This window comes from Bacillus pinisoli (assembly GCF_023036475.1).
Taxonomy (GTDB): Bacteria; Bacillota; Bacilli; order Bacillales; family SA4; genus Bacillus_BS; species Bacillus_BS pinisoli.
Genome location: NZ_JAJQKI010000019.1, coordinates 1 through 13,065, shown reverse-complemented (window position 1 = coordinate 13,065; position 13,065 = coordinate 1). Strand labels below are relative to the sequence as shown.

General features: G+C 38.3%; 14 protein-coding genes. 1 reads left to right on the top strand and 13 read right to left on the bottom strand.

What is annotated here, in order from left to right; all coding sequences use genetic code 11:
* Positions 1-199 precede the first annotated feature (199 nt).
* Positions 200-334, top strand: coding sequence for a hypothetical protein (locus LT143_RS20525; protein ID WP_272495865.1), 135 nt, complete (start codon positions 200-202; stop codon positions 332-334).
* A 33-nt stretch (positions 335-367) separates the two neighbouring features.
* On the opposite strand, the gene yunB is transcribed toward LT143_RS20525, so the two are convergent.
* The 13 genes from yunB to LT143_RS18470 all read right to left on the bottom strand — a co-directional run bounded on the left by yunB (position 368) and on the right by LT143_RS18470 (position 12,862).
* On the bottom strand, positions 368-1,141 hold the full coding sequence (gene yunB / locus LT143_RS18530; RefSeq protein ID WP_246945677.1) for a sporulation protein YunB: 774 nt from the start codon (positions 1,139-1,141) through the stop codon (positions 368-370).
* Between the two features lie 120 nt (positions 1,142-1,261).
* A complete protein-coding gene (locus LT143_RS18525; RefSeq protein WP_246945674.1) occupies positions 1,262-2,386 on the bottom strand; it encodes an HD-GYP domain-containing protein in 1,125 nt (374 codons plus the stop codon).
* Positions 2,387-2,538: 152 nt separating this feature from the next.
* A complete protein-coding gene (locus tag LT143_RS18520; RefSeq protein WP_246945671.1) occupies positions 2,539-2,841 on the bottom strand; it encodes a YunC family protein in 303 nt (100 codons plus the stop codon).
* A gap of 61 nt (positions 2,842-2,902) precedes the next feature.
* Positions 2,903-4,297 carry a bifunctional metallophosphatase/5'-nucleotidase gene (locus tag LT143_RS18515; protein ID WP_246945668.1) on the bottom strand — a complete coding sequence of 465 codons (1,395 nt, stop codon included), beginning with the start codon at positions 4,295-4,297 and terminating at the stop codon, positions 2,903-2,905.
* A 15-nt stretch (positions 4,298-4,312) separates the two neighbouring features.
* The gene (locus tag LT143_RS18510) at positions 4,313-5,131 is read right to left on the bottom strand and encodes a sulfite exporter TauE/SafE family protein (RefSeq protein ID WP_246945665.1); all 819 of its coding nucleotides are present in this window, start codon (positions 5,129-5,131) and stop codon (positions 4,313-4,315) included.
* A 12-nt stretch (positions 5,132-5,143) separates the two neighbouring features.
* On the bottom strand, positions 5,144-5,989 hold the full coding sequence (locus tag LT143_RS18505) for a DUF72 domain-containing protein (protein ID WP_246945811.1): 846 nt from the start codon (positions 5,987-5,989) through the stop codon (positions 5,144-5,146).
* Positions 5,990-6,282: 293 nt separating this feature from the next.
* A complete protein-coding gene (sufB, locus tag LT143_RS18500) occupies positions 6,283-7,680 on the bottom strand; it encodes a Fe-S cluster assembly protein SufB (protein WP_246945663.1) in 1,398 nt (465 codons plus the stop codon).
* 47 nt (positions 7,681-7,727) lie between these two features.
* Positions 7,728-8,168, bottom strand: a complete 441-nt coding sequence (gene sufU / locus LT143_RS18495; RefSeq protein WP_246945660.1) for a Fe-S cluster assembly sulfur transfer protein SufU — start codon at positions 8,166-8,168, stop codon at positions 7,728-7,730.
* Complete coding sequence (locus LT143_RS18490) at positions 8,158-9,378, bottom strand: cysteine desulfurase (RefSeq protein ID WP_246945657.1); 1,221 nt, start codon at positions 9,376-9,378, stop codon at positions 8,158-8,160. The genes sufU and LT143_RS18490 overlap by 11 nt, the downstream gene beginning before the upstream one ends.
* A complete protein-coding gene (sufD, locus tag LT143_RS18485; protein WP_246945654.1) occupies positions 9,378-10,688 on the bottom strand; it encodes a Fe-S cluster assembly protein SufD in 1,311 nt (436 codons plus the stop codon). Before sufD ends, LT143_RS18490 begins: the two co-directional genes overlap by 1 nt.
* A gap of 18 nt (positions 10,689-10,706) precedes the next feature.
* Positions 10,707-11,483 carry a Fe-S cluster assembly ATPase SufC gene (gene sufC / locus LT143_RS18480; RefSeq protein WP_246945652.1) on the bottom strand — a complete coding sequence of 259 codons (777 nt, stop codon included), beginning with the start codon at positions 11,481-11,483 and terminating at the stop codon, positions 10,707-10,709.
* 431 nt (positions 11,484-11,914) lie between these two features.
* A complete protein-coding gene (locus LT143_RS18475; RefSeq protein WP_246945650.1) occupies positions 11,915-12,160 on the bottom strand; it encodes a YuzK family famiily protein in 246 nt (81 codons plus the stop codon).
* A gap of 342 nt (positions 12,161-12,502) precedes the next feature.
* On the bottom strand, positions 12,503-12,862 hold the full coding sequence (locus LT143_RS18470) for a carboxymuconolactone decarboxylase family protein (protein WP_246945648.1): 360 nt from the start codon (positions 12,860-12,862) through the stop codon (positions 12,503-12,505).
* Positions 12,863-13,065: the final 203 nt, after the last annotated feature.

The following is a 13,065-nucleotide window of genomic DNA, read 5'->3' as shown; positions in this document are numbered from 1 at the left end:
TTCACCAAAATTCCGCATTATATTTTACGGAAATCGGTATTTTTAAATTTTTCTGATTATTAATTTATAGCATAAAACTCGGACAATATGCTAGTACAAATTAATAAAATTCTATTAAATATTTTAGATACTATATTGGAAAAACTAAATGATAGAGGCACTGTATTCTAAATTTTGGTGACTATTAGGAGGTAACCGAATGAAGAAAGAAGAAGACATTCATCGAGACTCTCCCGAAGTGTGCGACTCCATTTCGGAAGACCGATACTTCTGGAATGAGCTACACATTATTGTAGAAGATGGTGTAAATGCGAGTATAGAGGAAGAAAAATAAAGGCAGACTCTATTTTGAGTCTGCCTTATCTACTTAGTTATTACCTATCTCAATAGAGGGATTTAACCCTTCTCCACCAGAACCATTAAAAAAGTCTGGAACATCTCCTGGCAGCATAACTCTTCCTATTGGTACAGTAGTTGTTACTTCGTGCATATCCGTGGCAAACGGTACTATGACCTGAACATTAACGGTGACTTCAAGAAAAACCTTAACAAATACATTGTTAATACCAACTTCTTCTTCTTTCTGTATAATATTAGTACTTGTTGAGCCAACTGTAGTAAATTTAACAGGAATTTTCGGCCCAAGGTTACCTAAAATGGCTATGTTAGTAGCTAAACCAACTGGGATTTCACGAATAATTCCATTTGCCAAAGCTTCTTCATTTTCCTGTATTTCTATATCTGACAGTATGCCTAGTTCCTTTAATTTTCCTTGCTCTGCTAGCTCTAGATTTTGCTGAACTAAATTTGTTGTCTCAGAAACAATTCTGTTCACCATTGCTGTATTTTCACTAACCATGGTTATATCACCATTGCTATTTTCCTTCGTAATCCACAACTTTTCTACATCAATACCTTCAACGACTTTCTGATTAACAGCTTTATTAATTGCCAACGTAGCAATTTCTCTTGTTTCAACCTTCGCATATTCCTTTAGTGCTGGTTCAATTCCTTGATTGACAATAAAAAGACCAAATGCAGTAGAAAACATAAACATGACAAAGGTAAGCAAAAACACATAGCGAAACGGTAGTGGTCCTTTTCCCTTTCGCGGTGGGCTTGTTCCACGGAATTTTGCCAAGCTGATCCCCCCTTACAAGCCATTTTATGCAGGAGGTGTACAAGATAAGCCTTATCCTTTTTAAAAGTTTTATTATGTACAACTGTAGTACTTACAAAAAGGAGGAAAAAAGAGACAACTTTAAACCGTTGTCTCTTTTTGTTTTTGCATGTCTTCTCCAACTGTTGTACTGCATTTAACGATCATCATATCTAGTTCCTTTGATAAGTCTACTTCATAAGGGTTCTCTATTGGTTGATCATTTTTTTCAAGGATCCTAATGACAGGTCGATCGCAGAATCCTGGATTCTGTCTAATCACAACTCCTGATCTACCGTCATGGAATGTGACAGATAGTCCTTCTGGATATATCACAATTGATTTTCTAAAGGCCTTGATAATATCCGCATCAAAATGTTTCCCGGAACCGGAGTATAGCATTTCAAGCCCTTCATGGGGAAGCATAGCCGGTCGGTAAGAGCGATTTGACGTAACCGCATCAAACACGTCCGCTACCGCAAGGATTTTTCCAAACAAATGAATGTCAGGGCCTTTTATCGCTCTAGGATAACCTGAACCATCTAAGCGTTCATGATGTTGTAAGGCACAATGAGCCGAAAGAAGTGACACATTTGGGAGATCCTTAATAAGTTTATACCCATACACTGTATGTTTTTTCATCTCAGTAAACTCTTCTTCGGTTAACCTTCCGGGCTTCATCAAGATATCTGTAGAAATCATCATTTTCCCAACATCATGAAGCATAGCACCAAGGCCTAGTACTTCAAGCTGTTTCTCCTTTAACTTCAATTCCATCCCGATTGACAGAGAATACAAAGTGACGTTAAAGGAATGGGAGAAGATATAATGGTCATAGATCATTACCTCAGACAAGAGGGATAGTAGTTCTTTACTTCCCTTTAATTCTGAGAGGATGGACTGGACCACACTCCTAAAACCTTTAGTAGATTGCTGAAGGATACTAGCATAATTTATATTTTTTCCATCTTTGATTTCCTTAAAGTTACTTTCTATCGTTCTAATAGCCTGTTTTTGGGTTTGATCAGATACCGTGTTCTTCGACTTTATATCGCTTGTCCGGCTATCCGCTATATATACAAAAGTAATCCCTAATTCCTGGAGTCGTAAAATCATTCTATTCGTTAGAGGAACACCTTCGTTTAATAACACTTGGTCTTTATCATTCGTGACTGCTTTATGCAATGTCATGCCTGGTTGTAGATATTTTGTCGCTACTAAACGCATAGTTCTCCCCTTATTTTTACAATGAAATTTTAGTATAAGTATATACCAAATAATAGGGGGTGTAGCAACATAATTATGAGAACTAATTATAAAGACCTATAAAAATAGTAAAACCTGCCAGTAATTTGGCAGGCTGTATGTTGGCTTTTCAATTATAGCATTTTTAACAAGGCATCTTTACCAATTGTTCCAACTGTAATACCCAAATTCTCTGCTTCGAACGTGACTGATTCAAGAGGAGCTTCTAAAAGCTGATCAATTGTTCGCACGCCTACTGCCCTTCCAGCAATAATACCTCGATCTTTTAGCTTTTCATTTAATAAGCCGACATCTAAAGCTCCACACATAATATAGCCTTTTTCATTTGTAACAGCCATAAAGTTTGTTTTAGGTAGCTTCACCGTGATCGCAGTAAATTGATGTCCATCTATTATAATTGGTGTCATTGTCACCATATCTTCACACCCCTTTCCTCCTTTATAAAGTATGACGAGAAAAGGGAAACCGTTCATAAACTCAGGCGTTTTTTAGTAATTTCCATTGAAGAATATCCCTAAGCATTTCTGGAAGATAGTATTCCTTCTCCTTTGCATGTGAGATCTCGGGATATAAATTTCCAAAAGTAAACATATCCAGCGTAGCTACAATATAATTACGATCTGGATCAATAGGTTGATTATTGATAAGGATTGAGTGGACATGAGGAAGTTGATCATCAAGAATGGTGGTTTCAACGATAACACCAGAATAAACCATTCTGCCTAATACCTTCCCTCTAAATCCAAAGCCCTTCATCTTAAGATGTTCCATTCTAGGCGTTGCTGCCTGTAGAATAACCTCCTTAAGTTCAGCTCCTGTTAATACAACTTTACAAGGATTAATAGGATGAGGGCAAATTCGGTGTAAGTCTCCGAACGTCACATCCCCCTCTGGAAGTGACTCTAACAGGACACCCGCATTAATCATGCCAATCTCTGCCTCACACCATTCTCTTATAGCATCCGCTAATAAGTCTGGTAAGATTGATGGTTTATACCACTCCACCTCTAGCGGTGAGTCAATTTGAGTAATCTTTTGGCCCAGCTTAATACAAGCTAATTCAGTCTCTCTCTCTATTCGAGCTTTCGTCTCTAAACAATCTAGCTGTCCTTCCATAGAAATCACAGAAGGCTCAATACTTTGAACGACTTTTGTCTTGGGATCAACTGTCAGCTTTACATACCCAACATTCATTCCAAACTTACCAGCAGCACCGAGCATTGTTCCATTATGCTCTAATCCTTCGTCAAATAGATGGTGAGTATGGCCTCCTAAAATAAGGTCCACCCCATCTAACTCTCTTGCCATTCGCTCATCTTCATTTATTCCTAAATGAGACAATATCATAACAAAATCAGCCCCCTCTTGCTTAACCCGATTTACAAGAGAAGGTAAAATGTCTTGAGGATTCTTTATGTCCCATCCTAGTAGTTGATAAAATTTCTGAAAAGGGACAGACACTCCGATTATCGCTAGTTTAAATCCCGTTTTCGTTTCATATATAGAGTAAGGCTTTACCCAATCTGGATAGGAGCCATCCTGTTTAAATAGATTTGCAACTAAAACAGAAAAGGTAGCATCCTCATATAACTCATTTAATTGTTCGTTAGAAAGTGTAATTCCTTCATTATTTCCAATCGTTGCATAGTCATAACCAAGCTCATTCATCAGTCGTACATTGGCTTTTCCTAATGTAGCTTCCGTTATTGGGTGAAAGCGGTCCATATGATCCCCTACGTCCAAGAGAAGCATGTCCTGTTGGTTCTGATCATGCTGCTTTCTTTTCTCACGAACAAAGCCTGCAATTTTAGGCCAGTTTTCAAAATGACTGTGCAAGTCATTGATATGATAAATATGAATCTGTTCCATCATGACACCCCAAAATCGTTAAAGCAGACCGTCAATGATCAGCCTTAAACCAAAAATAAGTAAAAATATTCGTAACAACAGTACAACCGTCACCGGCTTCAGACGTGTATTTATAGCAGCCCCCATCTTTGCTCCAAACCAAGCTCCTGGTACCAATAATAAAGCTAGGATCCACTCAATATTACCCAAATATAAATGGGTTAAAGAACTAGTCGTGGATGAAAGTAGAATCATAAACATGGAAGTTGCCACCGCGATATGGGGTGGAAATCGAAATAGCAGAAGCATGGCTGGTACCATTAACGCGCCTCCACCTATTCCAAACAAACCAGATGTACATCCGACCACAAAAGAAATGATAACCGCGATAGGCAAGTGATAACCGTATTGATGTTCAATTCCTTTTGCATCTACATAGGTCATCATAACACGATTGTCTTTCGGTAAATCAACCGGTGTTAACCGGTTCTGAAGAAACAAAAGTAACGATACTAGAATAATAAAGATACCAAAGTATAGTGTAAACGTTTCTGCATCTAAGAAGCCATTTAACCAAGAACCAAAAACCCCACCAGGACCGCTTCCAATAAAGAATAAAAGCCCACTCTTTATATCTACATTTCCTTTTTTATAATAAGCAAGTGTCGAAGAAAGACCAGTAGCAATGACTGCTAATAAAGAAGTACCTACTGCAAGTTGAGGCGAGATGTCACCAATAAGTCCATATGCACTTAAATACAAAAGTGCTGGAACAACAATGACGCCTCCTCCAAGCCCCATTAAGCTACCAATAACTCCTCCGACTACACCTACTATAAATAATATGAACCATTCCATCTATTATCCGTCCTAAAATAAGTTTAACTGACGAGGGGCTAATCCTTCGTAATCAATACCTAACATCTGAATCAATTGTTTGGCATTATCAGCAGCATCCCCACCAGAATTATTGTTAAATAGTACATAGAGATCTTTGCTTTCTTTTTGGAGCTTGTGAATACGAACAACCCATTCTGCTAATTCTTCTTCATTATAACGATATAAGTATCTGACCTCACGCCAATTACCCTCATTTGGTTTTGTCCATCCATGCACATTTCTGCCATGAAAGCGTAAGAGTGTCTTATTTGAGGTAGTTGCTTCTAGCACAATAGGTATAGAGCCTGTTCCAGATTGTGGTTCATCACAAATACTATGAATCCACCCTTCTTCCTTCATAAAGGCTATTGTTTTCGCCCGCATCGCATCTTTAAACCAGGATTGGTGCCTAAACTCCAAAGCACATGGAAAATCTGCCATCTTCTTTTTACAATATCTCAAATATTGGACATTTTCTTTATTGCATTCAAACCAGGGTGGAAATTGGAACAGGATCATGGCTAATTTACCTTGTTGTCGATAAAGTTCGGCTGTCTCAATAAAGACATCAAACATTTCGTCTGTCGAGTTAAAAGGAAGATCCCCACGCTGATGCCCTGTCATCCCTTGATACGCCTTTACAATGAACTGAAATGTTGATGGTGTATCTTTCAACCAACGCTCAATATTCCGCTTAGGCTGAATCGCATAAAAAGAAGCGTCAACTTCCACTATTGGAAAATGACCAGCATAGGCTTGCAGCTTGTCCCGTGGTGAAATTGATGATTCATAAAGCGAATCCTGATCCCCCCACCCTGTTACACCAATGTAAATCATTGATTTGTTAACTCCTTTTGTTTGGTTGCGATGATTTATTACTGATATCATATCGTAAAGAGGAAAGAGTTCAAAGAATTGAGATTGGGGTTGGGGGCTAAGATTAGGTTTTTGCACGTTTTTGGGTATATATGCACGTTTTTTTGGCTTATTGCACATTATTGTAACTTAATGCACGAATTATAGACTTTCTGCACAAATTTCAAAATTTATGCACAGGCATAATATCTAGCAGTTCCTTCAATATAAAAAAACAGCCCGCTTCATTTTGAAAGCGAGCTGTTTCTAAACAACTACCCGATAGACCCTTCCATTTCGAACTTGATTAAACGGTTCATTTCAACCGCATACTCCATTGGAAGTTCTCTTGTGAATGGCTCAATGAATCCCATTACGATCATTTCAGTAGCTTCTTGCTCAGAGATTCCACGGCTCATCAGATAGAACAATTGCTCTTCAGATACCTTTGAAACCTTTGCTTCGTGCTCAAGTGAAATGTTGTCGTTAAAGATTTCATTGTATGGAATGGTGTCTGACGTAGACTCATTATCCATAATTAGTGTGTCACATTCAATATTTGAACGTGCTCCATCTGCATTACGGCCGAAGTGAACGATACCACGGTATGTTACTTTTCCGCCTTGCTTAGAGATAGATTTAGACACGATTGTAGAAGAAGTATTAGGTGCTAAGTGAAGCATTTTAGCTCCAGCATCTTGGTGCTGCCCTTTTCCTGCTAATGCAATCGATAGTGTCATACCACGAGCGCCTTCACCCTTAAGGATAACAGCTGGGTACTTCATCGTTAGCTTAGAACCGATATTTCCATCAATCCATTCCATTGTTGCGTTTGCTTCACAAACTGCACGCTTTGTAACTAGGTTGTAAACATTGTTTGCCCAGTTTTGGATTGTTGTATAACGGCAATATGCATCTTTTTTAATGATGATTTCTACAACCGCACTGTGTAGAGAGTTTGTTGTGTAAACTGGTGCTGTACAACCTTCTACATAGTGTACATGTGCTCCCTCGTCTACAATGATTAGCGTACGTTCGAATTGACCCATGTTTTCAGAGTTAATACGGAAGTATGCTTGTAAAGGCGTCTCTACTTTGATTCCTTTTGGTACGTAGATAAATGATCCACCAGACCAAACCGCTGAGTTTAATGCAGAGAATTTGTTATCTGCAGGTGGTATAACTTTACCGAAGTGTTCTCTGAAAAGATCTTCGTTTTCCTTTAATGCTGTATCCGTGTCCTTAAATACGATACCTAACTTCTCTAAATCCTCTTGCATGTTGTGGTATACAACCTCTGACTCATATTGAGCAGAAACCCCTGCAAGATATTTTTGCTCAGCTTCTGGAATACCAAGCTTATCAAATGTAGCCTTGATTTCCTCTGGAACCTCATCCCATGAACGCTCAGACTTTTCAGATGGCTTTACGTAGTACGTAATCTCATCAAAGTTTAAGCTTGCCATATCTCCGCCCCATTGTGGCATAGGCATTTTATAAAATTGCTCTAAAGACTTTAAACGGAAGTCAAGCATCCATTGTGGTTCATTCTTCATGCGGGAAATTTCTTCAACGATTTCTTTTGTTAGTCCACGCTTTGAACGGAAAATCGAAACATCCTTATCCGCAAAGCCATATTTGTAATCACCGATTTCAGGTGCTTTTTTAGCCATTAATCGTTCCCTCCATTCATTGGTACAGGCTCTTTGAGCCTATACCTCTATTCATTTTCTTGGCTCTGAATCCCTTTTTCCATGGCTTTCCATGCAAGTGTTGCACATTTAATCCGGGCTGGGAACTTAGAGACACCTTGTAGGGCCTCTATATCGCCTAAGTCTATACTATCATCATATTCTTTACTTTGCATGATGTCCGAAAATGTTTTGGAAAGTTGTAAAGCTGTCTCAATAGGTTGCCCTTTAATTGCCTGAGTCATCATGGATGCAGACGAAAGGGAAATAGAACAGCCTTCTCCATCAAACTTAACCTCTTCGACCTTACCATCCACGATTTTCATCTGGATTTGGATTCGGTCTCCACAAGTAGGATTGTTCATATCAATGGTAACATTCCCGTCTTCTAGAGAACCTTTATTTCTAGGATTCTTATAATGATCCATAATTACTTGTCGATAAAGAGTATCTAAATTATTAAAAGACATTACTGAAATACTCCTTTGTCTTAATTAACCCTTTTACAAGCTCATCGATATCTTCCTCAGAATTGTATAGATAAAAGCTTGCTCTAGCGGTTGCAGAGACTTTTAACCACTTCATTAATGGTTGTGCACAATGATGCCCTGCTCGGACAGCAATACCATCTGCATCTAAAACAGTTGCTACGTCATGAGGATGTACATCATCCATTGTAAAAGTAACAAGACCTGTTCTTTCCTTAGGACCATAAATCTTAAGACCCTCAATTTCTGACATACGTTCAGAAGCATATTGAGCAAGTTTACGGTCATGAGCATTGATATTGTCTAACCCAATCTCCTCTAGGAAATCAATCGCTGCACCAAGTCCAATTGCCCCAGCGATGATTGGTGTACCAGCTTCAAACTTCCATGGAAGCTCTTTCCACGTAGAGTCCTGAAGCTCAACAAAGTCAATCATCTCTCCACCAAATTCGACTGGTTCCATGTTATTAAGTAGCTTCTTTTTCCCATAAAGAACTCCGATTCCGGTTGGACCACACATTTTATGACCAGAGAATGCGAAGAAATCGCAGTCTAAGTCCTGTACATCAATTTTCATATGTGGTGTACTTTGCGCACCATCCACGACCATGATTGCTCCATTTTGATGGGCAATTTGGGCCAATTCTTTAATAGGATTGATGACACCTAAAACATTAGAAACATGCATGATGGAAACAATTTTCGTATTGGATGTGATTGTATTTCTAGCATCGTCTAATGATATGCTGCCATCCTCTTGAAGAGGGAGATACTTTAATGTAGCTCCGGTCTTCTTTGCCACCTGCTGCCAAGGAATGATATTACTGTGATGCTCCATATAACTGATGACAATCTCATCACCGCTTTTTACATTTTCGCGGGCGTAGCTTGCTGCTACGGTATTTAGAGCTGTAGTCGTCCCACGTGTAAAGATAATTTCTTCCATTGAAGATGCATTAATGAATTTTCTTATCTTTTCTCTTGCACCTTCATAGCCATCTGTTGCACGTGTCCCTAGTGTATGAACACCTCTATGAACATTAGAGTTATATTCTTTATAATATTTCTCAAGTGTTTCAATAACCTTGATCGGCTTTTGAGAAGTAGCCGCACTATCTAGATATACAAGTGGTCTACCGTTTACTTGTTGATCCAAAATAGGGAATTGACTACGAATATCTTTGATATCCATTATCGTACTTTCCTTTCGATTACCTCAACTAGTTGCTTTTTAACTCCTTCAATTGGAAGTTCATTTACAACTGGAGCAAGGAATCCATGGATGACAAGACGCTCAGCTTCTGTCTTCGGAATACCACGGCTCATTAGGTAGTAAAGTTGAAGTGGATCTACTCTTCCTACAGATGCCGCGTGTCCTGCTGTTACATCATCTTCATCGATTAGTAGAATTGGGTTTGCATCTCCTCTTGCTTTTTCACTTAGCATTAACACACGAGAAGATTGTTCTGCATTTGACTTCGTAGCGCCATGCTCAATCTTACCGATACCATTAAAGATTGAAGATGCAGACTCTTTTACAACACCGTGCTTTAGAATTTGTCCGTCAGAATGCTTTCCGAAATGGATGACACTTGTCGTAAAGTTTTGCTTTTGTTCACCACGACCAACTGTTACAGTCTTCGTGTCTGCAGAAGATCCATCACCAATTAGATGAGTAACGTTTTCAGAAATTGTATTTCCATCATTCATTAAACCTAGTGCCCACTCTAAACGACCGTCACGACCAACAATACCTTTACGATTTACATATGTTGTAATACCAGCCGCTAAGTTGTCTACTGCACCAAATGTTACTTTAGCATTTGTTCCAACGATTACTTCGGCAACAATGTTTACTAAAGCATCACTTGAAGTATTTGAAGAAACATAGTTCTCTACATAAGTAACAGAGCTGTTATCATCTGCGACTACAAGAACATGGTTGAAAAGGTTAGCTGCTTTGTTGTCTTGTACGTAAATAGCTTGAAGCGGAACTTCTACTTCAACATTTTTAGGTACATAAACAAATGCTCCACCGTTAACTAAGGCTGCATGTAAAGCCGTTAGCTTATGGTCATTCACCTTTACAGCGTCATTCATAAAATATTTCTGAAGAAGCTCTGAATGTTCACGAGCTGCTGTATGAATATCAGTAAAAATTACACCTTGTTTAATTAGTTCATCAGACAGTGTCTTAAAAGCAACACCTTGGTCTCTTTGAACTAACAGGTTGTGATTGGCTTGCTCTGTATCAATTAATGTTTTCACATTTTCAGGTAACTCATCAATTGTACCTACTGCTTCGCTTTTCATCACATGGTTTTGGAATTGAGTGAAATTCCAGTTATCAATTTTTGTTTTATCAGGCTTTGGTAAAGGTAGATCTTCGACTTTAGCAAGAGCTTGTAAGCGAAGGTCTAACAGCCATTCCGGTTCTCCTAATTCTTTGGAGTAGTTACGGATATATTCCTGATCGAATGGTAGTTTCGTCTCTAGTGTCATTTCGAATCCTCCTAACGCTTACGCTTCTACTGTTTCGTCTTCGATACCTAACTCTTTCTTAACCCAGTCATATCCTTCTGCCTCTAGACGGTGAGCTAGCTCAGGTCCACCTGTCTTCACTACACGACCTTGCATCATAACGTGAACAACATCCGGAGTGATATAGTTTAAAAGACGTTGATAGTGAGTGATGATTAAGCAACCAAAGTCTTCACCACGCATATTGTTAATACCGTTTGATACAATTTTAAGTGCATCAATATCAAGACCAGAGTCAATCTCATCAAGAATCGCAATCTTTGGATCAAGCATCGTTAATTGCAGAATTTCGTTACGCTTCTTTTCTCCACCCGAGAATCCTTCGTTTAAGTAACGCTGTGCCATGTTTGGATCCATTTCAAGTAATTCCATGCTCTTATCCATAGTACGGATAAACTTCATTAAAGATATTTCATCGCCTTCTTCACGACGTGCATTAATAGCAGAACGTAAGAAGTCAGCGTTTGTTACTCCACTAATTTCACTTGGATATTGCATAGCAAGGAATAGACCTGCACGAGCACGCTCATCTACTTCCATTTCTAATACATCTTCTCCATCAAGTGTGATGCTACCTTGTGTAATTTCATACTTCGGGTGACCCATGATAGCTGAAGAAAGTGTAGACTTACCAGTACCGTTTGGACCCATTACGGCATGAATTTCTCCACCTTTAATCTCAAGATTCACACCTTTTAAAATTTCTTTTCCATCAATAGATACGTGTAGATCCTTAATTGTTAAAGTAGAACCCATAGTGCAATACCTCCATTATTTTGAACAATATTATGTCGTTTTGAATGAATTAACGGTCATTCTCACTTTATTCTCATTCTAATCTTATACTATTTAAAAAATAATATCAAATGTAAAGAAGCATGGGAATTTAAACCTTTTTATGTACGTTCCAAGCTTAAAATGAGACATTGTTAATTGTAACAAAAAGATTCACCCATGATAAGTGGACAACCTCAACATTTTCATTTTTATGGAATATTTTAAGCTAGTTTCTGTACAGCCTTATTCTTTACTTGTTGAGGATCGGTCATACAAGATGGATAAATAAACATGAATGTAGTGGTTGGGTAGGTTAATTGGCTTGTTGGCTGCATGTTGCTTTAACACAGTAAAGGAGTGGGGGCCAGGCCCCCACTCCTTTACTGTGTTAAAGTATTTCATCTCTCTATTTAGTTATGATGAAAGCTTCTACGCTCTATTTCAGAAATCATTTGTCTGCTTGCAATATAGTTTTGCTGTCTTTTTTTCTCAATTTCTAGTCGTTTTGCTAGTGTGCAGCTATACTCCTCATAGCCGATTCTGTGGGACAGATACATCGCCTTTTCCATTTCGGTCGTATAATTAAGTTCTAGCTGTTGAATAGTTAACCATTCCCTTCTGTTTTTTATTATCTTAACAAGAGATGGGTTGTCCATTCAAAAGTGCTGTGGTTTCGTATTTAGCAGTGAGCGTTCGTATGAGGGAGTATCGTTAGATTATCTGACACATCTTTATAATGTCTTCCTTTATTTACTTGTTTCAGGTATATATGGGGTTTTCGTTGGATTGGGGATTATGGTGAAATAGACATTACGTTGATAAAGGTGTAGGTTTCGTTGATAATATTTTTTATTTGGTAGATAAAAGTTATTAATTGTTAGATAAAATTGCTGTTTCGTGGATAACCTTAAAGAACTCGTTGATATCTCTCAAAATCCAACATGTATGAAACCATCTCGCTTCCTTCTAAAGTAGAAAAGACTCCAAAATTGGAGTCTTTATTGTTTTAGTTCATTTAATTCAGTCATACATTCTTGAACTAAGGTCACAGCCTGGCTCATGGCAGCGCCTCCACCAAATGCCGCTGCGACACCTACCGACTCTAAAATTTCTTGCTCTGTTGCCCCTTGGTCTAAGCAACCTTTTGTATGATAAATAATACAATATTCATCCTGTGAATATAAACTAATGCCTAATGCAATTAGCTGTTTTTGTTTTTGATCTAGTTCTCCCTCTTTGAAGCAAGCTTCTGTAAAAGCATTGTAGTGGTGAGCAAGATCCGGCATTTTTTGAGTAAAAGTACCAAGACCTAGCTTATAGTCATGTAGGGCAGCTTCAGTTGAATTACGGAATTCCATGCTCTTCACTCCTAATCGTTTATCATCTCCGTTAGTATGATTCAATTTGATAGGAGTATACATATGAAAGTGGATACTGCTTATCCGTTCTTACTTTTTCTTGCCACTTTCTCATGCTTTCTTGCGAATTTTTCTTTTTTCTTGCGACTTTAGTCTATATTCTTGCCAAGTCTAATTTTTCTTGCGACTTCATCATATTTTCT